Source organism: Mesorhizobium sp. BR1-1-16 (genome assembly GCF_020165495.1).
Classification (GTDB): domain Bacteria; phylum Pseudomonadota; class Alphaproteobacteria; order Rhizobiales; family Kaistiaceae; genus Kaistia.
In genome coordinates this window covers 249,817-276,090 of sequence record NZ_JAIUIE010000005.1, presented here as the reverse complement: position 1 = coordinate 276,090, position 26,274 = coordinate 249,817, and the positions used below count along the sequence as shown (strand labels likewise).

Genomic DNA, 26,274 nt, shown 5'->3' with positions numbered 1-26,274 from the left:
ATCGCCGGGATCCGGCGCCGAACGCTCATTCGCCGACGATCTTGACCTTTTCGCCGACCGCTGGAAGGCCGGCACCCGGCTTGATGTCGTTGAGGATCAGGAACAGGTCTTCCGGCCGCTCGACACCATGCATGCGCGCCGTCATCGAGGCGATCGTATCGCCCGGTTGCACCGTGACGATGCGGATGCGCAGTGGCTGCAGGGCCGCGGCCTCCTGCGGGGTCAGGCGGCGGAAGCTCGCCACGGTCGCATTGGCGGCCTTCTCGAGTCCGGGCGTGTCACTCTCATTGGCGAAGATGAAGCGATAGGTGGCGCTGTCGCCGACGCGGATGACGGCGATCCGGAACACCCAGCCTTTGGCTTCAGCGCGCGCGGAAGCCACGTCGAGCCCGTTGACCGTGAAGGTCTTGATCGTCGTCGTGTCGAGACCGTTGACCCAGCCCGAGGCGATATAGGCCGCGAGCGAGGATCCTGCCGGGAGGTTGGCGCCGTCGAAGCGCAGCGCAGTGCCGTCTGGACCGGTGGCGAGCACGGCGTCGCTGGTGTTGTCGAGCACGAAGCCATCCGGCACGGCAAAGCCGACGCCGAGACTCGGATGCATGAAGGTCTTGCCGCGCACGAAGCCCTGTGACGGGTCGTCGCCATAGACGATGCCATTGATGCCGGCAAGATAGCGGTCACGGTCGACCTCGCCGATGCCGGGTGCGCCGAACTGCCGCGCGGCGCGGATCGCGAGCTCGACGCGCTGCGGCGTCGCCGGGTGGCTCGCGAGGAAGTCGGGCCGCTTGTCCTGCACGGTGCCGGCAGACTTGTAGGCCGAATAGCGGCCCATCAGGTCGAGGAAACGCGCGGCTGCGAACGGGTCGTAGCCGGCCTTGCCGATCGTACGCACGCCAATGGCGTCGGCCTCGAGTTCCTGCTGCTGCGAGAAGGCGGCGAGCGTGCGCTGGCTGGAGGCGAGCGCCACCTTGCCGGCATCGCCGTCCTGCAGAACATCGGTGACGACACGGCTGACGATCACGGCCGCCTGCGCCTTGTTCTGGCGCTGCATGGCATGATTGGCGGTGACATGGCCCATCTCATGCGCGATCACGGCCGCGACTTCGGATGAGTCGTTGGCAAGCGCCAGCAGGCCGCGCGTCACATAGAGATAGCCGCCCGGCAACGCGAAGGCGTTGACCGAGGGGCTGTTCAGGATCGTGATGCGATAGGACTGCGAGGGATCGTCCGATGCGGCGACGGCGCGGCCGACGATGCGGGCCAGCGTCTGCTCGAGCTTGTCGTCGTGATAGATGCCGCCATAGCTCGCGACAATGCGCGGATGCTGCTCGGCGCCGATGCGCGCCTGTTCTGGATCGGCAGGCGGCTGCGCGGGCGCGCCAGCGACCGTCGGCGGCGGACCATAGGTCCCCTCTAGTGAAGCGGTGGTGCAGCCGGCAAGCCAAAGCGCGGCAAGAAGCGCTGCCGCGATCCCCGGCCGCCGCCTGGCCGTCCCGGAGATATTGCCGCCTTCAGCGCTGAAATCCGCCATCAATCACCGTCGTCCAACAGTTCGAGCTGCGCAGGATTGGTTACCCGGAGGCTCGGTCCGTCATGATCCTCGATCCAGCCGCGCAGCCGGACATGCCGACCCCTGAGCGAGGCCGGTGCCTGTCCGAGCGCGGCAAGCGCTTCACCCGCCGGCCCGGCCACCACGGCCGTGAAGTCAGTTCGCCAGTCTCTCCCGAAATCGAGATAGGCAACCCTGCCGCGGACGCCGACGGAAAGAACGCGCCCTTCCACCAGATCGTAAACGTCAGCGCGATCGGCAAGGGCCGGGTCGCGCGCCGCGCGGATGGCGTAATACGGATCAGACCAAAGGCCAAGCCGGTTTTCGCGAGCTTCACGTTCAGTTGCGAAGAGTGAAGACAGGCAGCCGGACGGCTCGTCGCCGGGCATCACACGCGCAAGACCTTCAGCGATCAGGGCTTCGTTCAATGATCCATCGGCGCCTTCGGCGGTCACAACGGCGATGGCGCGGCCATAGCGGTCGCGGCCAGCGAGGGGAAGCTCGAGCGCGATATCTTGGCCAAGCGCGAGCTTGGCGAGGGCGGCGCGAGCCGCTTCGGCGAGCGGCCAGGGCGAAACAGCCGCGGACAGTGGCGGCTCGGGCGCGGCGATGCCGGCGAGGCGGATGACGAGGCCGTCGTCGAGCCTCAACGTCGCCCCGTCGATCACGGCGGCAACCCGCCCGCCTTCGGCCGGCTCAAGCGGGCAATCGGCCATCGCAGACGCCATCGGCACGAAGAACGACGCCAGCGCCAGGCCGGCAGCGCCGTATCGTCGGACGAGCGAATCGGTCGGGATAGATGTCGCGCCCATGCGTTCAGTGTCGCACGCGACGTTCGGGCGATGAACCGGCAACGGCTCCGCAGCGATGCATGTCCGCGCGGCGTCGCAACGCAGCAACACCATCATTGCGCGGTCTCGCGCGCGGTTTTGCGGTCTTGCGCGAGGTTTTTCCTGCATCGCGACAGCGGGGCGGGGGTGCAATCGGGGCCGCGACTATGCTAGAGGGACCATCTCCGCGTCCCGGTAGCTCAGCAGGATAGAGCAACGGTTTCCTAAACCGTAGGTCAGGGGTTCGAATCCCTTCCGGGACGCCATTTTCCTGCGCCGCGGTGGCCGATTGCTCAAGATTGCGGGTGGGCGGCAGGGGCTGGTTCCGCGCGAAGCCGCCAGCACGCTCTCGGCACAACGTCCGCATCATGTCTGGTCTGGCGCCGTCAGCCTTCGAGGAAGCGGCCGAGCGGATTGAGCGGCTTGACCCCGTCGCACACGATTTTGGCAATCGCGAGCATCGGCACGGCGAGGATCGCGCCGGGAACGCCCCACATCCAGAACCAGAAGATCAGCGACACGATGACCAGAACCGGGTTCAACGTGAAGCGCCGGGCCAGAAGGATGGGCGTCACGCTCTCGCCTTCGACGAGATGGATGAGGAGATAGAGGCCGGCCGGCATGAGCGCTTGCAGCAGCGGATCGATTGTAATGAGACCGGCCATCAGGAACAGGCCGACGCCCGCGGCTGGCCCCATGATCGGGACATAGTTGAGGGCAAAGGCAATCGCGCCCCAGAGCAAGGGATCACCGAGGCCGCACAGCCACATCGCCAGGCCCGTCGCGACACCGACCAGCGCGTTCATCGCCGTGATGGTGATCAGATAGGCGGAGACATTGTCCTCGATCTGCTGAGACATCTCCACGACGCGCCGCTTGTCGCGGAAATTCGGCACGATCTCGACCATCCGGCGCAGGAACGTGTCGCCGGAAATCAAGAGGAAATAGAGGACCAGAAGTGTCTCGAAGAAGCCGGACGCGAAATGCTGGGTTCCCTTCATCAGCGTCGCAGTGAGCGAGGGGCCCTCATTGGCAGAGGAGCCATTGTCGAACTGGCTGAGGAAGGTCTGCAGGGTGTGGAGCGGACGGGCGAGGAATTTCAGCCGCTCCTCGATGCGGTTTATCCCTTCGGGCACCTTGGCGGCCCAGTCGGTAGCGGGTCCCGACATGGCGGCGCCGAGCGCGACGATGATTGCGAAGACGCCAAAGATGAGCAGAAGTGCGCCGATGCTGCGCGGAATCCGCAGCCGATCGAAGGCTCGCATGCCCGGTTGCAGCAGCATCTTCAGCACGAATGCCAGCACGATCGGCAGGATGATGGCCGAGGCGAAGTAGCAGACAGCCAGCACCGCGATGACAAGAAGCATCGTCTGGATGACGATCTTCGGATCGGAGGGAAGCGGTCCATCGGGCGCGGTAAGGTCGGGCGCCTCGATCGGACGCGTTTCAGTCGTCGGCACCTCGAACTTGACGATTGGGTCCGACATCGCGCTCTGCCCCGGTGATATGTCACGCGGCCCCCGTGCCACGCTCCCATCACAATGCGCGACAGCGTGTTTCGATCCGTCTCCGTTCGCGGCGCCGGGTTCTGTGCTAAAGGCAGGAAAAGCGGGAAAATCGCGGCCTTGGTGTAACGATCCGCGCCTTGTGGACGAACAGGCCTTCGGAAGCATTTGATGATCGATCGCGAAGAGGCATGGGCGTCGCTCATGCGCAGTGGCCTTGCCGGCGATCAGGCCGCCTATCAGACCCTTTTGCGCGCGCTCGCGCCGGCGCTGCGCGCCTCGGTGCGGCGACGTCTGGCTGGCATGGGGCAGCCGCTCGAGGAGTGCGAGGACATTGTGCAGGAGACGCTGCTGGCCATTCACTTGAAGCGTCATACATGGCGGACGAGCGATCCGTTCGGGCCGTGGCTGTTCACCGTCGCACGCAACAAGCTGATCGATCATGTGCGCAAGCGCGGCCGGCGGATCGAGATTCCGATCGAGGATTTCGCCGATATCCTGCCGGCCGCCGAAGAGCGGCCGGGCGCTGATTCCGCGGAGGTCGACCGTCATCTCGCACAGTTGCCGGCCAAGCAGCGCGCGATCCTGAAGACGGTGGCAGTCGACGGCGCGTCCGTCGGCGATGCGGCCCGGCAGCATGGCATGACGCCGGGCGCCGTTCGCGTGGCTCTGCATCGCGGTTTTGCGAGCCTCGCGGCGCGGCTGAGAACAGAGGAGTGAGGACGAGGACATGAGGACGGACGATCTCATTCGCGGCCTTGCCGCCGACGACAAGCGCGAGACGAGCCCCGGCTGGGCCGTCGCGCTGCTGCTCCCGGCTGGGCTCGCCGTTGCCGTCCTGTTGTTTTCCTTGATGCTGCGCATCAGGCCGGATTTCCTGCCGATGTTGGCGACGCCCTGGTTGCCGCTCAAATTCGCGGTGACGCTCAGTCTTGCCGTCGCGGCGCTCCTCGTCGTCTCGCGGCTCGTCCGGCCCGGCGTCAGGTCGGGACCGGTGGCCATCGGCTTTCTGGTTCCCTGCGGGGTGCTGGCGCTCGGCATCGCCGCCGTGCTCGGCCTCACACCGCCTGAGACCTGGATGCCCGGCCTGGTCGGCCACTATGCGCGCTACTGCGTGGTCTTCGTGCCGCTGATGGGCGCGCCGATCCTGGCAGCGCTGCTCCTGGCGATGCGCAAGGGCGCGCCGACGCGACCTGGTCTGGCCGGCGCCTGTGCAGGGCTCGCTGCGGGCGGCCTCGGCGCGGCGCTCTATGCGTTTCACTGCACGGACGATTCGCCGCTTTTCGTGCTCACCTGGTATGGCATCGGCATCGCTGCGCTGACGGCCGCCGGCGCGCTGATCGGCCGCCGCGTCCTCGCCTGGTAGACCGCTACGCGTCGACTTCGCCGGTGCGCGCCAGCGGATGGTGGTCGGCCACGAGGCTGCGCAGCCGCTCCTCGAGCACATGGGTATAGATCTGCGTCGTCGAGATGTCGGCATGGCCGAGCAGCTGCTGGACAATGCGCAGGTCTGCGCCGTTCTGCAGCAGATGGCTGGCGAAGGCATGCCGCAGCACATGCGGCGAGATACGCTCCGGCTTGATGCCGGCGGCGCTGGCGAGTTCCTTCATCTCGCGCGCGAAAGCCTGCCGCGTAAGGGTGCCGCTTTCGCTGATCGCCGGAAATAGCCAGAGGCCGGCGGGCCGGTCACCCTCTGCGGCGCGTCGCAGCGCCATGAAACGGGCGATCGCCTCCCGCGCCCGCGCCGTCAGGGGCACGACACGCTCCTTGCCGCCCTTGCCGCGCACCATCAGCATGCGGAGATCGGGCCGGGCGGCGGACGCTGGCAGCGCGACGAGCTCGGAAACACGCAGGCCCGAGGCATAGAGCGTTTCCAGCAGGGCGACGAGGCGAGCCGCCCGCAGCGCTGCGGATGGGGTTTCAGCCTGGCCGACGGCAGCCTCAGCGGTCTCGAGCAGCCGGTCCACCTCGGCTTCCGACATGATCTTGGGCAATGCGGGCTTGCGTTTCGGGCCGGCGATGATGCCCGAGGGGTCGTCCTTGCGAATGCCTTCCGCAAACAGGAACCGATGCAGCTGGCGGATGGCCGAAAGGCGCCGCGCCGCCGACGAAGCGGCGTAGCCGCGCGCTTCCAGCTCGGCCAGATAGGCGCGTAACGCGGCGGCGTCGGCGCTGCGGATGTTGGACTTTCGACGCGCGAGGAAGCCGGCATAGTCTTCGACGTCGCGGCGATAGGACGAGAGCGTATTGGGAGAGGCGCCGCGCTCGGCACTCATCATTTCCAGAAACGATTCGAGATCGCTCAGGAAGGCTGGCGGCGCTGCTGATTCGCGGTCCATCGTCAGTCCTTCAGCAGCTTGTCGGTCGGGATGCGGATCGTAATCTCCCGCGGTGTCGGCTCGACGAACGTCGCCAGCGCGTAAACGGCGCCGAACGCCGCGAGGCCGAGCGCGATCAGGACCATGATGAAACGCGACAGCGTCGGCATGCGAGCCCGGTTCCGGCGCGAGGTTTTCGTTCAGGTCTCCTGCTTATGGCACGCTCCGCGCCGCTGGCAAGCACCACGGCGCCGACACGCAGCCTCGCTTGACAGCTTGCGCCTGCTGCGGCTCTACCTCTTTGGTCCGTATTCGGCGGATGCGGCGGGCGAGGATGCAACAGGACGCGCTACGAGGCGAGGAAGCGGCCAGATCGGCCGCCGGGCTGGTTGAACAGCTTGGCGGACGAGCGATCGTGCTCGTCGGCCTGATGGGCGCCGGCAAGACCTCGGTGGGCAAGCGCCTCGCCACGCGGCTGCAACTGCCTTTCGTCGACGCGGATGCCGAGATCGAAAAGGCCGCTGCTGCCACCATTCCCGAGATCTTTGCCAAGCATGGCGAGGCCTATTTTCGTGATGGCGAGCGGCGGGTCATCCGCCGACTGCTCGACAGGCGACCGAAAGTTCTGGCGACGGGCGGCGGGGCGTTCATGAGCGCGGAGACCCGAGCTGCGATTGCAGCCGACGGCGTCTCGATCTGGCTGCGCGCCGAGCTCGATATCCTGATGGCGCGCGTGCGCAAGCGCTCGAACCGGCCGCTGCTCCACACCGAGGATCCCGAGGCGACGATGCGACGGCTGATGGAAGAGCGCTATCCCGTCTATGCGACGGCCGACATCCATGTCGTCTCCCGTGACGTGCCGCATGAAATCGTTGCCGAGGAGACCCTGACGGCGCTCGCCAGCTTCCTGGCAGCCGGCTCTCCCGACGAAAGGCCCCCGACGTGACCCGATCCTCCCCAGCGCTCGCCGAACCCATCCGCGTCGGCGTTGCGCTCGGCGACCGCTCCTATGACATCCTCATCGGCCGCGGCCTCATCTCCTCTGCCGGTGCTGAAATCGGGCGACTGATGCCCGGCGTCCGGGCTGCTATCGTTAGCGACGCGAATGTCGGTGCGCTTTACAGCGCCGATCTCGCCAAGTCGCTCGAGGCGGCCGGCATCGGCTCGGTCGCGGTCGACGTCGCGCCGGGCGAGGGCACGAAGAATTTCGCCAATCTCGAACATGTCGTCCGCGCGGTGCTCGCCGCGCGTCTGGAGCGCGGCGACATCGTGATCGCGCTTGGGGGCGGTGTCGTGGGCGACCTGGCCGGCTTCGCGGCGTCGATCGTGCGCCGCGGCATGCGCTTCGTGCAGCTTCCGACCTCGCTGCTGGCGCAGGTCGACAGCTCGGTCGGCGGCAAGACAGGCATCAATACGCCGGAGGGGAAGAATCTGGTCGGCGCCTTCCATCAGCCGAGCCTCGTCATCGCCGACACCGCGGTGCTGGATACCCTGCCGCTGCGTGAACTGCGCGCCGGCTATGCCGAGGTGGCGAAATACGGGCTCATCAACGATGCCGGCTTCTTTGAATGGCTGGAGGCGAACTGGCGCGGTGTCTTTTCAGGCGGCCCTGAGCGCGAGCAGGCGGTGGCGACGAGCTGCCGGGCCAAGGCGCGCGTCGTCGCCGCCGACGAACACGAGACCGGCGAGCGGGCCTTGCTCAATCTCGGCCACACATTCGGCCATGCGCTGGAGGCCGCGACCGGCTATTCGCAGCGCCTCGTCCATGGCGAGGGCGTCGCGATCGGCATGGTGCTGGCGCATCGCTTCTCGGCGCGGATGAACCTTGCTTCGCCCGATGAGGCGGCCCGCGTCACGGCGCATCTCGCCGATGTCGGACTGCCGACCGAGCTTCAACAGATCGATGGCGCGCTGCCCGATGCCGATGGTTTGATGGCGCTGATCGCGCAGGACAAGAAGGTTTCACGCGGCACGCTGACCTTCATTCTGACGCATGGCGTCGGCAAGGCCTTCATCGCGAAGGACGTGCCACCGGCCGCCGTGCGGGATTTCCTCGCCGACAGCCTGTGAGCGGGAGGCGGCGATGCTCGACATCCTGAGCCTTTTCTTCGGCAACCGGATCGATATACCCGGCCATATCGGCTTCCTGCTGATGGCCGTGTCGCTGTTCCTGACGAACATCCTCTGGCTGCGCGTCTTCCTGATCCTCTCCTTCGCCTTCCTAATTGTCTATTTCGCGCTGTCGCCGATGCCGCTCTATACCGGCATCGCCTGGATGGGCCTTTTCATCCTGATCAACCTCTATCGTCTCAAGGCGCTGCTCGCCGCGCGGCGGGTGGTCGACGCGGCAACCGGCGGCGCGCTGCTGCGCGACAGTCTCGCCGATCTCGACGACGAGGAGCTGGCGCGGCTGGTCGAATTCGGTGAACTCGTCGATCTCGACGATGGCGCCGTGCTGATCGGCGCGGGCGATGCCGTCAATGCGATCTATCTCGTCGCGACGGGCAAGGCGCAGGTGGAGGTCGGCGGCGTAGTCGCGGCCCGGCTCGGCCGCGGGGCCTTCGTCGGCGAGGTTGCCTTCCTTGCCGACGCGCCATCAACTGCGACGATCCGCGCAGCCGGACCTCTCCAGGTGATCGCGCTCGACACCGAGCAGCTGCGCCTCGCCGGCGAGAGCGATCCGCGCATCGCTGCCGGCATCTACCACGCGATGGGCCGGGCGCTGGCGAAGAAGCTGCTTGCCACCAGCCGCGTCAGGGCGCGCGCCTAGACGTTCAGTCTGCTGCTGCGGCTTCGATGGCGAGCGCATGCACGCCGGCCGCCAACTCGTCCGCCAGGAGGCTATTGATGGTCCGGTGCATCTCGATCCGGCTCTTGCCGCGGAAGGCTGCGGCGGCGATCCGGACGCGGTAATGCGTCTCTCCGCCCGGCCGTGCGCCATGATGGCCCTTGTGCAAATGCGACTCGTCGATCACATCTAGACGTGCCGGCTGCAGGGCTTCCGCAAGCACCTTGGTGATCCGGTCCCTGGTATCCATCGTTCTCTCCATTCACCCCGTGCCGAAACATCGCCTTGTTCGGGCGATGGGTGGCTAGCATAATCAGCCGATGAAGCTCGATTCAAAAATCTTCGACCGCATCCGCATCAAGCCGGATGGCGACGCGATGCTGAAGGAGTCGACCATCCAGTGCAGCTGGGCGGGTTGCGACCGGCCGGGCACGCACAAGGCACCGAAGGGGCGCAATCGCGAGGGCGAGTATCACCACTTCTGCATCGATCACGTCCGCCAGTACAACAAGTCCTACAACTACTTTTCCGGCATGGGCGACGACGCAATCGCTGCCTACCAGAAGGATTCGCTGACCGGGCACCGGCCGACCTGGACCATGGGCGTCAACAGCGCCGGCGAGAAGCGCGAGGATGTCCGCCGCACGGCGGCCAAGGACTGGACCGGCGGCATCCGCGATCCGTTCGACATGTTCGAGCGCGGCTTCAAGCCGCCGCCAGAGGAAGCGCCGAAGCGGCATCTGAAGACGCTGGAGCGCAAGGCGTTCGACACGCTCGATCTCGAAGGCGGCGAAGCAGGCGAGGCGATCAAGTCGCGGTACAAGCAATTGGTGAAGCTCTATCACCCCGATGCCAATGGCGGCGATCGCGGCTCGGAAGACCGACTTCGCGAAATCATCCAGGCTTACAACTTCCTCAAGGCCGCCGGCTTCTGCTAGAACGAAAAACGGCCTCTCCCGGCCATCTTCAATCCCGGTCCCTTCCGACGCGAAACCGACCGAAAGCGTCCCTTGGACGCGACGGAGCCAACATGACTGATACCACGAGCGACCGCACGGCCCTTCCGGACACCGAGGTTTCGGTCAAGGAAACGTTCGGCTTCGAGAGCGACCTCATCGTTCCCGCCTATTCGGCTCCGAACGAGCATGTGCCGGATGCTGATCCGGACTACCTGTTCGACCGCGTTACCACGCTGGCGATCCTCGCGGGCTTCGCGCGCAACCGCCGCGTGATGGTGACCGGCTATCACGGCACGGGCAAATCGACGCATATCGAGCAGGTTGCCGCGCGCCTCAACTGGCCGTGCATCCGCGTCAATCTCGACAGCCATATCAGCCGTATCGACCTGATCGGCAAGGACGCGATCGTCATCAAGGATGGCCTGCAGGTCACAGAGTTTCGCGACGGCATCCTGCCCTGGGCGTACCAGCACAATGTCGCGCTCGTGTTCGACGAATATGACGCCGGCCGTCCCGACGTGATGTTCGTCATCCAGCGCGTGCTCGAATCCTCGGGCCGCCTGACACTGCTCGACCAGAACCGCGTCATCCGCCCGCATCCGGCCTTCCGCCTGTTCGCCACCGCCAACACGGTCGGCCTCGGCGATACGTCCGGCCTCTATCACGGCACGCAGCAGATCAACCAGGCCCAGATGGATCGGTGGTCGATCGTCACGACGCTGAACTACCTGCCGCATGACAACGAGGTCGGAATCGTCCTCTCGAAGGCCAAGCATTTCGCCGATGCGAAGGGCCGGGCGCTGGTCGGTCGCATGGTGCGCCTCGCCGACATGACCCGTTCCGCCTTCGTCAATGGCGATCTCTCCACGGTGATGAGCCCGCGTACGGTCATCACCTGGGCCGAGAATGCCGAGATCTTCGGCGATATCGCCTTCGCCTTCCGTGTCACGTTCCTCAACAAATGCGACGAGCTCGAGCGCTCGCTGGTGGCCGAGTTCTACCAGCGTGCCTTTGGCGAGGAACTGACCGAGTCGGCGGCCAACGTCGTCCTGTCCTGAAGCGGCGCGCGCAATGAGCGGCTCCAACAGCGATCCGAAGCCAAAGCCGGGCGAAGCGGCGATCGAGCCGCTGAAGCGCGCGGTTGCCGGCTGCGTGCGCGCGATTTCCGGCAAGGCCGATCTCGAAGTCACCTTCTCCAACGACCGGCCGGTGCTGACGGGCCTTCGGGCACGCCTGCCCGAGCCCGGCCGCAAGCCGACCGCGCAGGAAATCGCGGTGACGCGCGGTCTCGGCGATTCGATGGCGCTGCGCCTTGCCTGCCATGACCAGGCGCTGCACCGCTCCGTCGCGCCCGAGGGCAAGAATGCCCGCGCGGTGTTCGATGCGGTCGAGCAGGCGCGTGTCGAGGCGATCGGTGCCCGGCGCATGGATGGCGTTGCCGGCAATCTCGCCGCGATGCTGGAGGACCGCTATCACCGCGGCAATTTCCAGGACATCACCGAGCGCGCCGAAGCGCCGCTTGAGGATGCGGTGTCGCTGCTCGTCCGTGAGAAGCTGACCGGACTGGCGCCGCCCGAATCGAGCCGCAGGATCGTCGATCTCTGGCGCGAATGGATCGAGGACAAGGCTGGTGACGGCTTTGCCCGTCTGGAGACGACCGTCGGCGACCAGCGCCGCTTCGCTTCCGCGGTCCGCTCGCTGCTCGCCTCGCTCGAAATGGGCGACGAGCTCGGCGAGGGCGACGACGACGACAATGACGAGAATGGTGAGGCGTCCGAGGATTCGGGGGCCGAGCAGGAGAGCGGCTCCGATCAGTCGGACCAGGCTGAGAGCGAGGCTTCGGAGGATTCCGAGGCGAGCGGCGAGGAAGCCGACTCCGGCGAGACCGAAACGACCGAGACCGGCGCCGAGGAAGAAAGCGAGGGCGACGAGAGCGAGGACGCGCGCGATGCCGGCGAGGAACGCCGGCCCGAGCCGCCACAGCTGCGCGCCACGCCGACCACCGACTACAAGGCGTTCACGGTCCGCTTCGACGAGACGATCAAGGCCGAGGATCTTTGCGATTCCGCCGAGCTCGACCGGCTGCGCGGTTTTCTCGACAAGCAGCTCGCCAATCTGCAGGGCGCGGTCGGAAGGCTCGCCAACCGCCTGCAGCGCCGGCTGATGGCGCAGCAGAACCGCTCCTGGGATTTCGACCGCGAGGAAGGCATCCTCGATCCCGCGCGGCTCCACCGTGTCGTGACCGATCCGATGCAGCCGCTGTCCTTCAAGATCGAGAAGGATACCGATTTCCGCGACACCGTTGTGACGTTGCTGATCGATAATTCCGGCTCAATGCGCGGCCGGCCGATCACGGTCGCAGCCACCTGCGCCGATATTCTGGCGCGGACGCTGGAACGCTGCGGCGTCAAGGTCGAGATTCTCGGCTTCACGACCCGCGCCTGGAAGGGCGGACAGTCGCGTGAGGCCTGGCTGCAGGCCGGCAAGCCGGCAGCGCCGGGGCGGCTCAATGATCTCCGCCACATCATCTACAAGGCGGCCGATGCGCCCTGGCGGCGCGCGCGGCGCAATCTTGGCCTGATGATGCGCGAAGGTCTGCTCAAGGAGAACATCGACGGCGAGGCGCTCGACTGGGCGCATCAGCGCCTCTTGGTGCGCACCGAACAGCGCAAGATCCTGATGATGATTTCGGATGGTGCGCCGGTCGACGACTCGACGCTTTCGGTCAACACCGGCAACTATCTCGAACGGCATTTGCGCTTCGTCATCGATGAGATCGAAAACCGCTCGCCGGTCGAGCTGATCGCCATCGGCATTGGCCATGACGTGACGCGCTATTACAAGCGCGCGGTCACCATCGTCGACGCTGAGGAACTGGCTGGCGCGATGACCGAGAAGCTTGCCGAACTGTTCGACGAAAAGGCGGTGGCTGCTGCGCCCCAGCAACGGCGGAGGCGTGCCGGGTGAGGCACAGGCTTGCTTGGCTTGTTCTCGCGGCGCTATTGCCTCTCGCCCCCGCCGATGCGGCGAGCCGGCCGCAGGCCGGGATGGCGCCGATAGAGGTTCACGCCGAGCCGATCGACGCTTTCGGGCGATTTGGTTCGGAAACGCGGTTCGGCGAGTTCGAATTTCGCGGCGGGCTCGTCCTGTCCTCGCCAATGAAACGCTTCGGCGGACTTTCGGGCTTTGACCTCCGCCCCAATGGGATGGATTTCCTCGCCGTCTCCGACCTCGGCCAGTGGTTTTCCGGGCGCCTGAGGCGCGACGCCGGCCGCTTGACGGGTGTCGAGAGTACGGCGTGGGGGACGATGCGCGATCCGCGCGGCCGCCCGCTGCTGCGTCGTAGCCGCGCGGATGCCGAATCGGTGCGGTTCGCGCCCTCCGGCCGCGGCGCCTATGTGACCTTCGAGCAGAGCAACGATCTGAGATTCTACGTCTTCACCGCTGATCCAGCGTCCGCGCGGGCCGAGATCGTGCCGATGCCGCGCGCCGCGCGCGGCTTTGTCGCCAATCAGGGGCTGGAGACGGTGGCGGTGGGGCCGCCAGGCAGCCCGCTTGCCGGCATTCCGGTGCTGGTGTCCGAGCGCTCGCTCGATGCCGATGGCAATCATCGCGCCTTTGTCGTGCGCGGCAAACTTGCCGGCGCCTTCTCGATCGTTCGCAGCGACGACTACGACGTCACCGACGGCGCCTTCATGCGAAATGGCGACCTGCTGCTCCTGGAGCGGAAGGTCACGGCGTTGCCCGTGGGCGTCAATATGCGGCTGCGCCGCATCCCGGGCGACGCGATCCGCCCTGGCGCGGTGCTGGACGGGCCGGTGGCGCTCGAGGCCGCCATGTCCGAGCAGATCGACAATATGGAAGGCCTGGCTGTTTCCACCGATCCGGACGGCAGGACGCGCGTGACGATCGTGTCCGACAACAACCTCAACGCTTTCCAGCGGACGTTGCTGCTTGAATTCGTGTGGATCGACCCGGCGGTTGTCGCGGCCGAGTGACGCCTCTCAAGAAATGAAAAGGCCGCCCGGAGGCGGCCTGTTCGATATTCCGGGTCGCCTGGCGATCAGGCGGCGGCTGCTTCCGTCGCGGCCGACTTCTTGGCGATCTGGCGCTTCAGGAGCTGCGCCTTCGCCGAAAGCTCGCTGGCATCAGCCTTGGCGAGGAAGGCGTCGAGACCGCCGCGATGCTCGACCGAACGCAGGCCATAGGCGCTGACGCGCAGCTTGAAGCTCTGGCCGAGCGCGTCGCTGATCAGCGTCACGTTGACGAGGTTCGGCAGATAGCGGCGACGGCTCTTGTTGTTGGCATGGCTGACGGTATTGCCGGTCATCACCGCCTTGCCGGTCAATTCGCAGACACGGGACATAACAAAGATCCTTCTCTTCCGCCGCGCGCGCCGGCCTCGGCAGTCATCACGGCCCATATTCTGGATAAGTGGCGCTTCTCATAGTCACCGCAGCCCGACACGTCAAGCACAGCCTCGCTGCGGCGCCTCACCTGAGGGCGATGCAGGCTGCAAAATGACGATGTCGCGCCTGAAGCTAACACTTTAGTCAGAAACGAGCCGCATCATGGTTAATGAAATCATGAGAGCAGGAAACGGCCGCGATGTGCCCGCGCGGTCCGGATGAGGAGTGAGCCATGATCCCGAGCCGTATGGTCAAGATGCTGCGGCCGGCGCTGGTGCTGGTCGCGATGATCGGCAGCTTCCCCGCGGCAGCGCGCGCGCCGACGGCGGTCGTGCGCAGCGGTCAGGTCGAGGCCAGCTACACGATGGGCCTCAACGGCATCACCATCGGCCGCTTCAAGCTGGACGCCATTGTCGAGCGCAGCACCTATACGATGACGATCCGCGGTACGACCAGCGGCCTCAGCCGCCTCGTTTCGGACGGGACAGGCCTTCTGAAGAGCAGCGGCCAGATCGCCGGCGCCACGGTTCTGCCGAAGGACTATTATCTCGACACCACGGAAAGCGGCCAGACCTCGAGCGTCGTCGACATGCGCATGCGCTCCGGCACGATCGTCTCCGTCGCGGCGTTGCCGCCGTTGCCGATCAAGGCCGATCGCGTGCCCTTGCTGCCGCAGCACAAGCACAAGATCGTCGACCCGCTGTCGGCGATGATCGCCCCGCTCTACAAGGGCGACATGGCGCGCGCCTGCAACCGCACGATTCCGGTCTTTGATGGCTGGCAGCGGTTCGATATCCGCCTGTTCTACAAGTCGACGGCCGAGGTGAAGGGCGAGGGCGGCTCTTATTCGGGCACCGTCTATGTCTGCGGCGCGCGCTATGTGCCGGTTGCCGGCCACCGGCCAAGCCGCGAGCAGGTGAAGTTCATGGAAGCCAACACGAATCTCGAAGTCTGGCTGGCACCGGCCGAGGACATCGGCCTGATGCTGCCCTATCGCATGCAGATCGGCACCGAGGCCGGCGTGCTGACCATCCATGCATCGCGCTTCGCCAGCACCGGTCGAGACCAGCGGGCCGCTGCCGCCAACTGACGCGCCTGTCTCACAGCGGGACAAAAATGCGCTCAATTTGCTGAAAATGATAACGATCAGGGCCGTCCTGTTGATTGGCCCCGCCCGCTTCGACGCTTCAGGTGTGTCTGGTCTCTGGTCGGGCACCATATCTGGGTGAAACGGAAGGCGAACACCGGGTTCCATCCGATTCGTCCATGCTCCGTTCGCCGTTCGGCGCAAAGGTTAAGGCCGACGCCTCCCATTGTCGCTTCGACGTTCAGGCCTGATTAACGAGCGTCGAACCTGCAGTGTCGACCGGATTTTCGGCCTCTCCTGAAACGCGCTGGTGGATCGAGCGGGCCGGCACACCATATAGTCAGAAGAACAGAACGGGACAGCGCGCGAGTCAGCGATTCGGGCCGGCTTTGTTCGCAGGACGTTCCTGTTTCCGATCTGGGCGCGCTTTGCACAAGGTGTCCCGGCCTTCAAGATCCGCCGAGGTGAGACAGCCCAAGCGATGACGGATTCGAACAGAACGCCCGGTGCCGGCGCGGGAGCTGGCGGTCGCGGCGTGACGGCCGTGCTCGGGCCCACCAATACGGGCAAGACGCATTTTGCCATCGAGCGGATGCTCGCTCACTCGAGTGGTGTCATCGGGCTGCCGCTGCGCCTCCTGGCGCGCGAGGTCTATGGCCGCGTCGCGGCGCGTGTCGGCACCGAGGCGGTGGCGCTGATCACGGGCGAAGAGAAAATCATCCCGGCCCATCCCCGCTATCGCGTCTGTACTGTCGAAGCCCTTCCGTCCCAGACCGATGCGTCTTTCCTGGCGATCGACGAAATCCAGCTCGCCGGCGATCTGGAGCGCGGTCACGTCTTCACGGATCGCATCCTGAATCTCCGCGGACGCGACGAGACGCTGCTGCTCGGCGCGGGGACCATGCGCGGCATCATCGAGAAGTTACTGCCCGGCGTCACGATCGTCACGCGGCCGCGCATGTCGATGCTGACTTATGCCGGCTCGAAAAAGATCACGCGGCTGCCGCGCCGTTCAGCGATCGTCGCGTTCTCGTCCGACGAGGTCTATGCGGTGGCGGAGCTGATCCGCCGCCAGCGCGGCGGCGCCGCCGTCGTGCTCGGTTCGCTCTCGCCGCGCACGCGCAATGCGCAGGTCGAGCTGTTCCAGTCCGGCGACGTCGAATTCCTGGTGGCGACCGATGCGATCGGCATGGGGCTCAATCTCGATGTCGACCATGTCGCCTTTGCGCAGGAGCGTAAATTCGACGGCTATCAGTATCGCCGACTCACCGCATCCGAGTTCGGCCAGATCGCCGGAAGGGCCGGCCGGCACACCCGCGATGGCACATTCGGCGTCACCGGACAGGTCGATCCGCTCGATGACGATCTCGTCGAGGCGCTGGAGAATCATCATTTTCAATCGGTGCGGACGTTGCAATGGCGCAACCGTGCGCTCGATTTTCGTTCGCTCGAGACGCTGCGGGCAAGCCTCGATCGCGCGCCCGGCATTGAGGGGCTGTCGAAGGCGCCGCCTTCGGTCGACGTGACTGTGCTCGATCGCGTCGGCCGCGACGCCGACGTCAAGGACCTCGCAACTTCGCGCGAACGGGTGCAACTCCTTTGGGATATATGCCAAATTCCCGATTATCGCCGCATTGCTCCGGCCAATCATGCCGAGCTTGTCAGCGAGATCTTCCGCTTCGTCGCACGCGACGGGGCTATTGCGGATGACTGGTTTGACCGGCAATGTGCGTTCGCTGACCGGACGGATGGCGACATCGATACGCTTGCCAATCGCATCGCGCATATCCGAACATGGACCTTCGCGGCGAACCGTTCGAACTGGCTTCGTGATCCTCGCCATTGGCAGGAGCGCACGCGCGCGATAGAGGATCGTCTTTCCGACGCGCTCCACGAGAGGCTGACCCAGCGTTTCGTCGATCGGCGCACCAGCGTTCTCATGAAGCGGCTAAGAGAAAACGCGATGCTCGAAGCAGAAATCACAACCTCCGGCGACGTGCTGGTCGAGGGACAGCATGTCGGCAGCCTGCAGGGTTTCCGCTTCACGCCCGATCCCAAGGCCGACGGCCCGGACGCCAAGGCGATTGCAGCGGTGGCCCACAAGGCCCTTGCCGGCGAACTTGAAAGGCGGGCCGAGAAACTCGGCCGTGCGCCCAATCCCGAACTGGTGCTCTCGGTCGATGGCACGCTGCGCTGGCTCGGCGCGCCGGTTGCCAAGATCGTCTCCACCGATGACGCGCTGAAGCCGCGCCTCGTGCTGCTTGCCGATGACGGGCTTACCGGCCCGTCGCGCGAGCGTGTGCAGGATCGCGTCGATCTCTGGCTGAAGAGCCATGTCGAGACGCTGCTGAAGCCGCTGTTCGATCTTCTCGCCGGCGCCGAGCTGACGGCGGCCGCGCGCGGCATCGCGTTCCGCCTCGTCGAGGGACAGGGCGTGCTCGACCGTTCGGAGCTTGCCGACGAGTTGAAGGCGCTCGATCAGGAATCGCGTGCCGGGCTCAGGAAGCTCGGCGTCCGGTTCGGCGCCTACCATGTCTATGTCCCGGCGCTGCTGAAGCCGGCGCCGAGCGCGCTCAACGCGCTGCTCTGGGCGCTCAAGAACCAGGGTCTCGATACGCCAGGTCTCGCCGAGCTGCCGCAGCTCTCCGCTTCGGGCCGCACGACGATCCTCGTCGACCCGACTTTTGCGCGACAGCTTTACCGCGTCGTCGGCTATCGCATCGCCGGCAATCGCGCCGTGCGGCTCGATATCCTGGAGCGGCTGGCCGACATCATTCGCCCGCTGATCGCCTGGAAGCCGACCTCCGACAATCTCGTCCCGCCGGAAGGCGCGGTCGATGGCAACGGTTTCACCGTGACCGTGTCGATGATGTCGCTGCTCGGTTGCTCGGGCGAAGATTTCGCCGGCGTGCTGAAATCGCTCGGTTACCGCCTCGATCGTCGTCCGGCCCCGCCGAAGCCGGTTGCGCCTGTCGCGGCTGAAACGCCTGACGCTGTCGTTGCTGTTGCCGAGCCCGCGACTGAGGACGCCGTTGCCGAGGTCACAGAGGGCGAGGCATCGGGCGCCGAGGCCGAGGCATCGCTTGCGCTGGAAACGGCCGTTGCTCCTGATGAGGCTCCCGAGGCTGTTGAAGCGGCATCGCCTGAGCCTCAGGTGGAAGTCGCCGAGGCAACATCGGATGACGTTGCGGCTGACGGCGAAGCGGAGACGTTTGAGGCCGCTTCCGACGCCGAGCCTGTCGCTGTCGACGAGGTTGCTGAACCTGTGGCTGCCGAGGCGGAGCCCGCTACGGAGCCTGCCGCGGCTGCCGAACCGGCGGTATCGGCCGAGCCGGCCGAGCCCGAGATGATCGAGATCTGGCGGCCGGGCCGCTTTGATCGCCGTCCGCCGCGCGAGCAGGGCGAACGTCGTGGCAGCGGCCGCCACCGCGGTGCACCGCAGGAAGGCGCGGACGCTGCCCCGGCTGAAGCCCGCGAGGGTCGCCGTGATGAGGGCCGGCGTCATGGCCGCCCGCAGCAGGATCGTCCGGGCCAGAGCCGGCCGCCGCAGGGCGGCGAGGGCAAGCCGGGCCGCCGCGATGAGCGCGGCCCGCGTCCTGACCGGCCGGGCCGTCCGCATGATCGCCCAGCGCATGCCGATGGCGAGCGTCCCGATCGTCGTCATCAGGACCGTCCTGACCAGCGCAAGCATGGCGGGGCGCCGCAGCCGCGCCGCGAGGAGCCGCGCCGCGAACGGCCGATCGATCCGAATTCGCCCTTCGCCGCATTGGCCGCCCTGAAGGCCGATCTCGAGGCGAAGAAGCGCGGCAGCTGACGGCGGCCGCGCGACGATGAGCGAGGAGGCGGGCCCCCAGCGCATCGACAAGTGGCTGTGGTTCGCGCGCCTCGCCAAGACGCGCACGACGGCACAGAAGCTGGTGCTGTCGGGCGCCGTCCGCGTCAATCGCGACCGGATCGACAGCGCCAGCCGGCTGGTCCGGGTCGGCGACGTGCTCACGGTCGCGTTGGAGCGGCAGGTGAGGGTGCTCAAGGTGCTGGCGCCGGGCGTTCGCCGGGGGCCTGCGCCGGAGGCGCAAAAGCTTTATGAGGACGTCACGCCGCCTGCTCCGATCCGCCCCGCATCGGGCGGCGAAAGGCCCACGAAGCGTGACAGACGGGCCATTGACGCCTTCCATTCCGCAGGCTCGGCCTTGGGTGGAACGGTGTTTCGGGACGATGGCGATGACTGAATGATCATTTCGCCGCGGGGCCGCTTGCCGGGTTTTCCGATCCTTGCGCCCTCCCGGCAAACCGGATACCCCATGCCACTGCCTGCGGCTGACGCGCCCGGGCAAGGAGATTGCCGTGCCCTATGTCGTGACTGATAACTGCATTCGCTGCAAATATACCGACTGCGTCGAAGTCTGCCCGGTGGACTGCTTCTACGAAGGCGACAACATGCTCGTCATCCATCCGGACGAGTGCATCGACTGCGGCGTCTGCGAGCCCGAATGCCCGGCAGAGGCGATCAAGCCGGATACCGAGCCGGGCCTCGACAAATGGCTCAAGATCAACGCCGAATATGCCGACAAGTGGCCCAATATCACGCTGCGCAAGGAGCCGCCGGCCGATGCCGCGAGCTTCGACGGCGTTGCCGGCAAGTTCGAGACGCATTTCTCGCCGAAGCCCGGCGAAGGCGACTGAACAGGCCCGTTTCCAACCGACAACAAGCGGTCCGACGCGCGTCCTCAGACGGGCGATCGCGAGGACGTGCTTTGTAACGCTTTGTTTTTCCGGCTTTTTGTGATATATACCCAACACAGTCGGTAAAAACCCACGGCGTCGCCGCACCTGGTTGGTGTTTGGTTGTTGGTAAGCTCCCTCTTTCGGTAGTTCAATGGCCTTCTGGCGCAGCGATGAGCGACGCCAGCGGGCTTATTCGTGACCTGAAAGCGTGCGCAGCCTCGGCCTTTGGACGCGCCACACGATTTTTTCCATCGACTGACAGTTGGCAAGGCGAATCCGGGTGGTTCGCCGCCGGGGTGTTCGCGCGCACTGGCACCGTCCCGGAACGCAGGAGCGATGGATCTGGCGCTGTGCGCGTCATGTCCGGCCTTTGGCTTGGCGAGCCGGGACCGTAACCGCAAGGAGTCTACACGAGTATGGCCGCAATCAAGAAGACCACTCTTCGTTCCGATTTCAAGACGAGCGAACGCATCGTCTATCCGGCGCATGGCGTCGGCGAGATCGTCGGTCTCGAGGAACAGGAAGTGGCCGGCATGAAGCTCGAGCTGTTCGTGATTTCATTCGAGAAGGACAAGATGAAACTGCGCGTGCCGGTCGCCAAGGCGACGGCCGTGGGTATGCGTAAGCTCTCCGATGCTGCCACCGTCAAGAAGGCGCTGGAGACGATCCGCGGCCGCGCGCGCGTCAAGCGCACGATGTGGAGCCGCCGGGCGCAGGAATATGAGGCGAAGATCAATTCGGGCGATCTGATCTCGATCTCCGAAGTGGTGCGCGATCTCTTCCGCTCCGACAGCCAGCCCGAGCAGTCCTACTCGGAGCGCCAGCTCTATGAGGCAGCGCTCGACCGGATGTCGCGGGAGATCGCCGCCGTCAGCGAGATTTCCGAGACCGAGGCCGTCCGCCAGATCGAGCAGAACCTCGCCAAGAGCCCGCGCCGTGGCGGCAAGGGCGACGAGGCCACTGCCGAGGCCGAGCCGGAGGATGATGGCGACGAGTCGCATGACGAGGCGGCGTGATCGCTGCTGCGCCGAATTGACGCGGTCTTCGGGCCACATCGCTGAATAGCAGACCAAGCGCCCGGCTCCTTTGGCCGGGCGTCTTGTTTTCGCAAGGCCACGAGCTTGATCACGCTGATGTGTGCAAGCCGGACGCAACCGTTCGCCTCCGCCATCCGTATCACCTTGTGAATGCGGGTGGTGAGAACGGGAACCCCAGCGAATGGCCATGTCGACACTTTCGAGCCGCCAGTTCGTGAAGGCGGCCATGCAGGCTCCGTATCTGGAGCGCGAGCAGGAGCACGACCTCGCAGTGCTCTGGCGCGATGGGCACGACCAGGCGGCGCTGCATCAGCTCACCCAGGCCCATATGCGGCTCGTTATCGCTCTCGCTGCCCGCTTTCGGCATTTCGGATTGCCGATGAGCGACCTGATCCAGGAGGGCAATGTCGGCCTTCTTGAAGCGGCGGCGCGGTTCGAGCCTGAACGCGAAATTCGCTTCTCGACCTATGCGACCTGGTGGATCCGTGCGGCCATTCAGGACTACGTGCTGCGCAACTGGTCGATCGTGCGCGGCGGCACCTCGTCGACTCAGAAGGCACTGTTCTTCAATCTGCGCCGGCTCCGCGCCAAGCTGGCGCGCAATGGGGAAACCGGGAACAGCCGCCAGATCTATCAGCAGATCGCCTTGGCGATCGGCGTCTCCACCGACGATGTCGCCGTCATGGATGCGCGGCTCTCCGGCTCGGATGCCTCGCTCAACGCGCCGGTCGGCGATGGAGAGTCGGCAGCATCGGACCGCCAGGATTTCCTGGTCGATGATACACCGCTGCCCGACGAGCGCGTCGGCGATGCGATCGATGGCGCACGTTGGTCAGCCTGGCTGCGCCAGGCGATGGACGTGTTGTCGCCGCGTGAGGCGCGCATCCTGAAGGCGCGCCGGCTGAGCGAGGAGACGGTGACGCTGGAAGAGCTCGGCGTTGCTCTCGGCATTTCCAAGGAGCGCGTGCGGCAGATCGAGGGGCGGGCGATGGAGAAGGTCAAGGCCGCCCTGTTGCGCGACCATCCGCATCCGATGAGCCTTGCCTGAGCCTAATCCGCGCGAGGGCGGATGGCTCAGGCTGTCCAGACCTCCGTGCGCGCCTCGCCGGACCCGATCTCGGCCAGCACCTCTTCGATGACAGCGACGACGAGCGCATGATCTTCGGCTTGCGGCAGTCCGGATACGGTGGCCGTGCCGACAATGCCGACATTGGCAACGATAATCGGGAAGCATCCGCCATGGGCGCGGAACTGCTGCTTGTCGACCAGCGAGGCGTCGGCGAAATCGACGCCGCGGATGCGGGCCTTCTGGCCGACATAGAACGAGGAATGGCCGAAGCGCTTAACCACCGCGATCTTGCCGGCAACCCAGAACTCATTGTCGGGGCTGGTTCCGGCGAGCGCGGCATAGAACAGCCGCTGGTCGCCGCGCGAGATGTCGACGACAACAGCCTGCTTGGCAGAGCGCGCACGCTCAAGGATCCGCGTGCCCAGCAGAATGGCGGTTTCATTGTCAAAGCGGTCGAATACGAGCCGTTCCTCCTGCTCGAGCAATTCGTCGAGCAGCGTTGCATCATCGGTCATGACATCCTCCCCGTGGTGAATCGGCGCTTCGGACGATCCTTCGATCGGCCAAGGCGCCGCTATCGAGACTGGCGCGTTCGCGCGAGCCTTCCGCGCCCGATCAGTCGACCGCTTCGAACAGGATGTCCTGCGCGCCCTTCCAGAGGGTGGCCTTGCCGAGGGCGGTCAGGTTTTCCTTGCCCTCGGTGATGGTCAGGAAATGATTGCCGGCGAGCTGGCCGAGCTTCGAAGCGAAATGCACGCCGCCATAGGCGAGCAGAATCTCGGTCTCGCTGATTCCGCCCGGATAGAGGATGAACTGGCCGGGCGCCGGGTAGGACGTGTGGTTCTCATAGCCGAGCCCGAGATCGAGATCGCCGAGCGGGATCCAGCAGCCTTCGCCGCTCCAGCGAACATGAATGATCTTCTCGCGATAAGGCAGCAGCTTCTTGAACACCGCAACGGTCTTCGGAGCGGCCTCTTCCTCGAACTCACCAAAGAAGGTGTAGGGGCCGGCGGTGATCTTCACTTTGCTCATGGTACTGCGACTGTCCTCTGGAAAGGGGAGCGATCTCGCGACCGCCTCTCAAAGATCATTGTCCCGCCGATGCGGCGAAGGTCAAGCCGCGTCGCAGCCGCTCAGGCCCAGATCGCCATGCGCAGACCCTTCGCGTCGCGCTCAGGCTCCGCCGGAAAAGACATGGCCTCGCCGCGCGCAATGCGCCGGGCGATGAGGGCAAGCACGGCGGCGTCCAGCAGATCATCAAGGCCCGCGCCGCGTGGCGGGGTTGAAAGCAGTTCGGCGTCATAGCCATGACGGACGAGCAACGCCTGTCTCTCGGCAAGACCCGGTGGGTTCGACTTGCCGCGCACCTTCTTCGGCAGAGTCATGGGGGCGTGCGCGTTCAACTGCCAGAAGGCCAGTTCCGGATGGCTTTCATAGACCCGCGCTTCCAGCGAGGCCGTCATCAGGGTATCGATTTCGCGTATCTTGGCGAACAACCCGAATGCCTGACGTGACACCTTACGGGGTGGCATGGACGCCGCGAGAGATGCGGCGGTGGCGGCAGCAAAATCGCTCGCCATCACAGCGGCGCGCGGCGGAATCGCGAAGACCGAGGACTGCCGCTCGCCAAGCTTGGCCCGGACCAGCCGCTCCGGTCCGCGCCCACCCGGTCCGACGCTGTCGGGAAGGCCGATCGGCATATCGACGGCGATGATCCCCGGTTCGGCCTCATGCGCGAGAATATCGGCGAAGCGTGGCGTGACGAACACCAGCGGTGCGCCGGTATCCGGCAGCATCATTGCGATCCAACCGGCCCTGCAGCCATCGACTCCCGCGACCCAACCGGTCACGGCGTGGCCGTTGTATCGGCGCGGACCACCACCCTGGCCTCTGGCGTGACGAGCCGTTCCTGCAGCGTTGCCAGCGGCAATTCGTCAGTGCCCAGCGCGCGGGCCGCTGCGAGAAGGTCGACCAGCGTTGCTGTTGTCTGGCTGAGTGCGGTGCTGTCGTCGGCGCCGTCAAGGAGGCGCGCCAGCATCAATCCGGCGAAAAGGTCGCCTGTGCCGTTCGGCACGCGGCCATCGAACAGGGTGTGACGGGCCGAGAGGACTGCGTCGGCGGTCACCAGAAGCGTCTCCGTCTCGCCGCCGCCCGAGAGCGCCGAGGTGACGGCGACGCGCGGCGCGGCAAGGGCACGCGCCGTTGCGATGGCCTCATTGCGGCTTGCGATCGGCCGGCCGGCGAGGAAGCCGAGTTCGGTCAGGTTGGGTGTCAGGATATCGGCGCGGGGGACCAGGTGATCGCGGATCGCCGCGGCGTTGGCCTCGGGGACATACAGCGCGCCGTTATCGCCCATCACCGGATCGCAGAGATAAAGAACGTCGGGGTTCGTCTTCCTGACGGCGTCGATGAGGCGGGCAATGGCGGCGGGCTGGCTGGCCGATCCGACATAACCAGTCAGGATGCCGCCGATCTCGGCGAGCCAGGGCGCGCGGAGAAGGTCGTCGATCAAGGCGGTGAAGGACGGTTCGTCCGGGACGATCCGGCTGGCGCGGTCATGACCCGGGTGCCAGGGCAGTGTCACCGTGTGAACGGTCCAGAGCGGAAAGCCGAGCCGTTCCAGGGCGAAGCCGGCGGCACGGCCGCCGACGGCGCCGCGCACCACCTCCGATGTGAGGACGAGAACGGCGGGCTTCGGGCTGACCGGCATCTGTTGCTACCTTCGAACTGAGGCGTGGACCCTAGCCGATTCGATCGCGCGGCGCCGCATGCCTGCTCAGCAGCGATTTCCGAGGACATCACAATGCCGTCCAGCCGCCCGCGCCGCTCCGTCCTCTATGTGCCGGGTGCCAATCCGCGCGCGCTCGAAAAGGCGATGGGGCTCGGCGCCGACGTCGTGATCCTCGATCTCGAGGATTCAGTCGCGCCGGCTGAAAAGCCGGCGGCCCGGGCTCGGGTAGCGGCGTTGTTGGCCGTTCCGCGGCATCCTCATGCACCGGAGATCGTCGTGCGGATCAATGGGCCGGCGGACGGCCTGGGTGCGGCGGATCTCGCGGCGATCCTGCCGGCTCGGCCCGACGGCGTGCTGGTGCCGAAGATCGCCACGGCCGCCGATCTCGACGCCATGCGGCGCAGCGCGGCTGAAGCTGCGCCCGGGGCGATAATGCCGCTCTGGGCGATGATTGAGACGGCACGGGCGGTCGCCGATCCGCTTTCGATCGCGCTTGCGGGCGACGCGGCCTATCCGCTTGTCGCATTGGTACTCGGGCTCAACGACCTCGCCGTGGAGACGGGGGCGCGGCAGCTGCCGGGGCGGGCGCCGATGGTGCCGTGGCTGATGAATGTCCTGGCCGCCGGGCGAGCCGGCGGGCTCGACGTCATTGATGGTGTCTTCAACGATCTCACCGATATGGCGGCCTTTGAGGCCGAGTGCCGCCAGGCGCGCGACTGTGGCTTCGATGGCAAGAGCCTCATCCATCCGCGCCAGATCGCAGGCGCCAACAGCATCTTCGCGCCGGATCTGGCGGCGATCGCGGAAGCCCGCCGCATCGCAGGGCTATTCGATGAGCCGCGGCATCGGGGCCTCGGTGTTGTCGCCTTCGAGGGCCGGATGGTCGAACGGCTGCATGCCGAGGCGGGCAAGCGGCTTCTTGCCCGTCTGGAAGCCATTCAAGCGCGCAGTGGCTGACAGCCTCGCGAGGATTGTTCGCAACGGACTGACATGATTGTGAGGCAGGATCGCGGACAATAGGGAAGGCTTATCATAAGCGTCGCTATTTCCTAAACAGCTCCGTGCAGAAGTGTGAACAATGACGGTTCGAACCGGACGGTCATTCCTAAAATGCCCGTTCTATCGGATAATTGTTCCGTAATATTGCTACTTCGGCGATCAAACGTGCGGGGGAGGGGTTCAAGGGGTATTCGAATGACAATCGCGTGAATTGCTCTTCCGGAGGGGAATCCCATATCAGGCTCACCGGCAACGAACGGTGGCAGTA

General features: G+C 65.9%; 27 protein-coding genes and 1 tRNA gene. 17 read left to right on the top strand and 11 right to left on the bottom strand.

What is annotated here, in order from left to right; genetic code table 11:
* Positions 1-25: 25 nt before the first annotated feature.
* Positions 26-1,531 (bottom strand): M48 family metalloprotease, encoded by a 1,506-nt coding sequence (locus LB518_RS13910; RefSeq protein ID WP_224578111.1) that lies wholly within the window; start codon positions 1,529-1,531, stop codon positions 26-28.
* The gene (locus tag LB518_RS13905; protein WP_224578110.1) at positions 1,531-2,361 is read right to left on the bottom strand and encodes a thermonuclease family protein; all 831 of its coding nucleotides are present in this window, start codon (positions 2,359-2,361) and stop codon (positions 1,531-1,533) included. Before LB518_RS13905 ends, LB518_RS13910 begins: the two co-directional genes overlap by 1 nt.
* A 207-nt stretch (positions 2,362-2,568) precedes the next feature.
* Between LB518_RS13905 and LB518_RS13900 the strand changes: the two genes are divergently transcribed.
* Positions 2,569-2,645: transfer RNA gene (locus tag LB518_RS13900), tRNA-Arg, on the top strand.
* 120 nt (positions 2,646-2,765) lie between these two features.
* On the opposite strand, the gene LB518_RS13895 is transcribed toward LB518_RS13900, so the two are convergent.
* Positions 2,766-3,866: an AI-2E family transporter gene (locus LB518_RS13895; RefSeq protein WP_224578109.1), complete on the bottom strand. Its 1,101-nt coding sequence runs from the start codon at positions 3,864-3,866 to the stop codon at positions 2,766-2,768.
* A 189-nt stretch (positions 3,867-4,055) separates the two neighbouring features.
* Here LB518_RS13895 and LB518_RS13890 point away from each other — a divergent pair, with 189 nt between their 5' ends.
* Together LB518_RS13890 and LB518_RS13885 are read left to right on the top strand one after the other, a co-directional pair.
* Entirely contained in the window at positions 4,056-4,604 is a 549-nt protein-coding gene (locus LB518_RS13890) for a sigma-70 family RNA polymerase sigma factor (protein WP_224578108.1), read from the top strand.
* A 10-nt stretch (positions 4,605-4,614) separates the two neighbouring features.
* Positions 4,615-5,250 (top strand): NrsF family protein, encoded by a 636-nt coding sequence (locus tag LB518_RS13885; protein ID WP_224578107.1) that lies wholly within the window; start codon positions 4,615-4,617, stop codon positions 5,248-5,250.
* A 4-nt stretch (positions 5,251-5,254) separates the two neighbouring features.
* Here LB518_RS13885 and xerD read toward each other — a convergent pair whose 3' ends face one another.
* Both xerD and LB518_RS13875 read right to left on the bottom strand, forming a co-directional pair.
* Entirely contained in the window at positions 5,255-6,223 is a 969-nt protein-coding gene (xerD, locus tag LB518_RS13880) for a site-specific tyrosine recombinase XerD (protein WP_224578106.1), read from the bottom strand.
* 2 nt (positions 6,224-6,225) lie between these two features.
* Complete coding sequence (locus tag LB518_RS13875; RefSeq protein ID WP_224578105.1) at positions 6,226-6,372, bottom strand: hypothetical protein; 147 nt, start codon at positions 6,370-6,372, stop codon at positions 6,226-6,228.
* Positions 6,373-6,536: 164 nt separating this feature from the next.
* Between LB518_RS13875 and LB518_RS13870 the strand changes: the two genes are divergently transcribed.
* The 3 genes from LB518_RS13870 to LB518_RS13860 are packed head-to-tail and all read left to right on the top strand — an operon-like array spanning position 6,537 to position 8,972.
* Positions 6,537-7,148 carry a shikimate kinase gene (locus LB518_RS13870; RefSeq protein ID WP_224578104.1) on the top strand — a complete coding sequence of 204 codons (612 nt, stop codon included), beginning with the start codon at positions 6,537-6,539 and terminating at the stop codon, positions 7,146-7,148.
* Positions 7,145-8,272 carry a 3-dehydroquinate synthase gene (aroB, locus tag LB518_RS13865; RefSeq protein WP_224578103.1) on the top strand — a complete coding sequence of 376 codons (1,128 nt, stop codon included), beginning with the start codon at positions 7,145-7,147 and terminating at the stop codon, positions 8,270-8,272. The genes LB518_RS13870 and aroB overlap by 4 nt, the downstream gene beginning before the upstream one ends.
* A gap of 13 nt (positions 8,273-8,285) precedes the next feature.
* On the top strand, positions 8,286-8,972 hold the full coding sequence (locus tag LB518_RS13860) for a Crp/Fnr family transcriptional regulator (protein WP_224578102.1): 687 nt from the start codon (positions 8,286-8,288) through the stop codon (positions 8,970-8,972).
* Between the two features lie 4 nt (positions 8,973-8,976).
* On the opposite strand, the gene LB518_RS13855 is transcribed toward LB518_RS13860, so the two are convergent.
* Positions 8,977-9,240, bottom strand: a complete 264-nt coding sequence (locus tag LB518_RS13855) for a BolA family protein (protein WP_224578101.1) — start codon at positions 9,238-9,240, stop codon at positions 8,977-8,979.
* Between the two features lie 70 nt (positions 9,241-9,310).
* Here LB518_RS13855 and LB518_RS13850 point away from each other — a divergent pair, with 70 nt between their 5' ends.
* From LB518_RS13850 to LB518_RS13835, 4 genes are all read left to right on the top strand, one after another.
* On the top strand, positions 9,311-9,928 hold the full coding sequence (locus LB518_RS13850; protein ID WP_224578100.1) for a J domain-containing protein: 618 nt from the start codon (positions 9,311-9,313) through the stop codon (positions 9,926-9,928).
* A 92-nt stretch (positions 9,929-10,020) separates the two neighbouring features.
* On the top strand, positions 10,021-11,007 hold the full coding sequence (cobS, locus tag LB518_RS13845; protein ID WP_224578099.1) for a cobaltochelatase subunit CobS: 987 nt from the start codon (positions 10,021-10,023) through the stop codon (positions 11,005-11,007).
* A 13-nt stretch (positions 11,008-11,020) separates the two neighbouring features.
* Complete coding sequence (gene cobT, locus LB518_RS13840; protein ID WP_224578098.1) at positions 11,021-12,916, top strand: cobaltochelatase subunit CobT; 1,896 nt, start codon at positions 11,021-11,023, stop codon at positions 12,914-12,916.
* Positions 12,917-12,996: 80 nt separating this feature from the next.
* On the top strand, positions 12,997-13,947 hold the full coding sequence (locus tag LB518_RS13835; protein WP_224578097.1) for an esterase-like activity of phytase family protein: 951 nt from the start codon (positions 12,997-12,999) through the stop codon (positions 13,945-13,947).
* 65 nt (positions 13,948-14,012) lie between these two features.
* On the opposite strand, the gene rpmB is transcribed toward LB518_RS13835, so the two are convergent.
* Positions 14,013-14,315, bottom strand: a complete 303-nt coding sequence (gene rpmB / locus LB518_RS13830) for a 50S ribosomal protein L28 (protein ID WP_224578096.1) — start codon at positions 14,313-14,315, stop codon at positions 14,013-14,015.
* Between the two features lie 275 nt (positions 14,316-14,590).
* On the opposite strand from rpmB, the gene LB518_RS13825 reads away from it, so the two are divergent.
* The 6 genes from LB518_RS13825 to LB518_RS13800 all read left to right on the top strand — a co-directional run bounded on the left by LB518_RS13825 (position 14,591) and on the right by LB518_RS13800 (position 22,255).
* A complete protein-coding gene (locus LB518_RS13825) occupies positions 14,591-15,448 on the top strand; it encodes a DUF3108 domain-containing protein (RefSeq protein ID WP_224578095.1) in 858 nt (285 codons plus the stop codon).
* A 478-nt stretch (positions 15,449-15,926) separates the two neighbouring features.
* The gene (locus LB518_RS13820; RefSeq protein WP_224578094.1) at positions 15,927-19,259 is read left to right on the top strand and encodes a helicase-related protein; all 3,333 of its coding nucleotides are present in this window, start codon (positions 15,927-15,929) and stop codon (positions 19,257-19,259) included.
* Positions 19,260-19,275: 16 nt separating this feature from the next.
* On the top strand, positions 19,276-19,674 hold the full coding sequence (locus tag LB518_RS13815) for an RNA-binding S4 domain-containing protein (protein WP_224578093.1): 399 nt from the start codon (positions 19,276-19,278) through the stop codon (positions 19,672-19,674).
* Positions 19,675-19,789: 115 nt separating this feature from the next.
* Positions 19,790-20,128, top strand: a complete 339-nt coding sequence (fdxA, locus tag LB518_RS13810; RefSeq protein WP_224578092.1) for a ferredoxin FdxA — start codon at positions 19,790-19,792, stop codon at positions 20,126-20,128.
* Positions 20,129-20,586: 458 nt separating this feature from the next.
* On the top strand, positions 20,587-21,186 hold the full coding sequence (locus LB518_RS13805; RefSeq protein ID WP_224578091.1) for a CarD family transcriptional regulator: 600 nt from the start codon (positions 20,587-20,589) through the stop codon (positions 21,184-21,186).
* A 202-nt stretch (positions 21,187-21,388) separates the two neighbouring features.
* The gene (locus LB518_RS13800; protein WP_502845830.1) at positions 21,389-22,255 is read left to right on the top strand and encodes an RNA polymerase factor sigma-32; all 867 of its coding nucleotides are present in this window, start codon (positions 21,389-21,391) and stop codon (positions 22,253-22,255) included.
* A 26-nt stretch (positions 22,256-22,281) separates the two neighbouring features.
* On the opposite strand, the gene LB518_RS13795 is transcribed toward LB518_RS13800, so the two are convergent.
* The 4 genes from LB518_RS13795 to pdxY form a co-directional block, all read right to left on the bottom strand.
* Positions 22,282-22,791: a heme-degrading domain-containing protein gene (locus tag LB518_RS13795; RefSeq protein ID WP_224578090.1), complete on the bottom strand. Its 510-nt coding sequence runs from the start codon at positions 22,789-22,791 to the stop codon at positions 22,282-22,284.
* A 100-nt stretch (positions 22,792-22,891) separates the two neighbouring features.
* Entirely contained in the window at positions 22,892-23,308 is a 417-nt protein-coding gene (locus tag LB518_RS13790) for a DUF3830 family protein (RefSeq protein WP_224578089.1), read from the bottom strand.
* A gap of 101 nt (positions 23,309-23,409) precedes the next feature.
* Complete coding sequence (locus LB518_RS13785) at positions 23,410-24,126, bottom strand: DUF429 domain-containing protein (RefSeq protein ID WP_224578088.1); 717 nt, start codon at positions 24,124-24,126, stop codon at positions 23,410-23,412.
* Positions 24,123-24,986 (bottom strand): pyridoxal kinase, encoded by an 864-nt coding sequence (gene pdxY / locus LB518_RS13780; protein ID WP_224578087.1) that lies wholly within the window; start codon positions 24,984-24,986, stop codon positions 24,123-24,125. Before pdxY ends, LB518_RS13785 begins: the two co-directional genes overlap by 4 nt.
* 93 nt (positions 24,987-25,079) lie before the next feature.
* Between pdxY and LB518_RS13775 the strand changes: the two genes are divergently transcribed.
* A complete protein-coding gene (locus tag LB518_RS13775) occupies positions 25,080-25,964 on the top strand; it encodes an HpcH/HpaI aldolase/citrate lyase family protein (protein ID WP_224578086.1) in 885 nt (294 codons plus the stop codon).
* Positions 25,965-26,274 lie beyond the last annotated feature (310 nt).

Coding starts and splice junctions, on each gene's coding strand:
- LB518_RS13910 (WP_224578111.1), bottom strand. CDS start 1,531: ATGGCGGATTTCAGCGCTGAAGGCGGCAATATCTCCGGGACGGCCAGG.
- LB518_RS13905 (WP_224578110.1), bottom strand. CDS start 2,361: ATGGGCGCGACATCTATCCCGACCGATTCGCTCGTCCGACGATACGGC.
- LB518_RS13895 (WP_224578109.1), bottom strand. CDS start 3,866: ATGTCGGACCCAATCGTCAAGTTCGAGGTGCCGACGACTGAAACGCGT.
- LB518_RS13890 (WP_224578108.1), top strand. CDS start 4,056: ATGATCGATCGCGAAGAGGCATGGGCGTCGCTCATGCGCAGTGGCCTT.
- LB518_RS13885 (WP_224578107.1), top strand. CDS start 4,615: ATGAGGACGGACGATCTCATTCGCGGCCTTGCCGCCGACGACAAGCGC.
- xerD (WP_224578106.1), bottom strand. CDS start 6,223: ATGGACCGCGAATCAGCAGCGCCGCCAGCCTTCCTGAGCGATCTCGAA.
- LB518_RS13875 (WP_224578105.1), bottom strand. CDS start 6,372: ATGCCGACGCTGTCGCGTTTCATCATGGTCCTGATCGCGCTCGGCCTC.
- LB518_RS13870 (WP_224578104.1), top strand. CDS start 6,537: ATGCAACAGGACGCGCTACGAGGCGAGGAAGCGGCCAGATCGGCCGCC.
- LB518_RS13860 (WP_224578102.1), top strand. CDS start 8,286: ATGCTCGACATCCTGAGCCTTTTCTTCGGCAACCGGATCGATATACCC.
- LB518_RS13855 (WP_224578101.1), bottom strand. CDS start 9,240: ATGGATACCAGGGACCGGATCACCAAGGTGCTTGCGGAAGCCCTGCAG.
- LB518_RS13850 (WP_224578100.1), top strand. CDS start 9,311: ATGAAGCTCGATTCAAAAATCTTCGACCGCATCCGCATCAAGCCGGAT.
- cobS (WP_224578099.1), top strand. CDS start 10,021: ATGACTGATACCACGAGCGACCGCACGGCCCTTCCGGACACCGAGGTT.
- cobT (WP_224578098.1), top strand. CDS start 11,021: ATGAGCGGCTCCAACAGCGATCCGAAGCCAAAGCCGGGCGAAGCGGCG.
- LB518_RS13835 (WP_224578097.1), top strand. CDS start 12,997: ATGGCGCCGATAGAGGTTCACGCCGAGCCGATCGACGCTTTCGGGCGA.
- rpmB (WP_224578096.1), bottom strand. CDS start 14,315: ATGTCCCGTGTCTGCGAATTGACCGGCAAGGCGGTGATGACCGGCAAT.
- LB518_RS13825 (WP_224578095.1), top strand. CDS start 14,591: ATGATCCCGAGCCGTATGGTCAAGATGCTGCGGCCGGCGCTGGTGCTG.
- LB518_RS13820 (WP_224578094.1), top strand. CDS start 15,927: ATGACGGATTCGAACAGAACGCCCGGTGCCGGCGCGGGAGCTGGCGGT.
- LB518_RS13815 (WP_224578093.1), top strand. CDS start 19,276: ATGAGCGAGGAGGCGGGCCCCCAGCGCATCGACAAGTGGCTGTGGTTC.
- LB518_RS13805 (WP_224578091.1), top strand. CDS start 20,587: ATGGCCGCAATCAAGAAGACCACTCTTCGTTCCGATTTCAAGACGAGC.
- LB518_RS13800 (WP_502845830.1), top strand. CDS start 21,389: ATGGCCATGTCGACACTTTCGAGCCGCCAGTTCGTGAAGGCGGCCATG.
- LB518_RS13795 (WP_224578090.1), bottom strand. CDS start 22,791: ATGACCGATGATGCAACGCTGCTCGACGAATTGCTCGAGCAGGAGGAA.
- LB518_RS13790 (WP_224578089.1), bottom strand. CDS start 23,308: ATGAGCAAAGTGAAGATCACCGCCGGCCCCTACACCTTCTTTGGTGAG.
- pdxY (WP_224578087.1), bottom strand. CDS start 24,986: ATGCCGGTCAGCCCGAAGCCCGCCGTTCTCGTCCTCACATCGGAGGTG.
- LB518_RS13775 (WP_224578086.1), top strand. CDS start 25,080: ATGCCGTCCAGCCGCCCGCGCCGCTCCGTCCTCTATGTGCCGGGTGCC.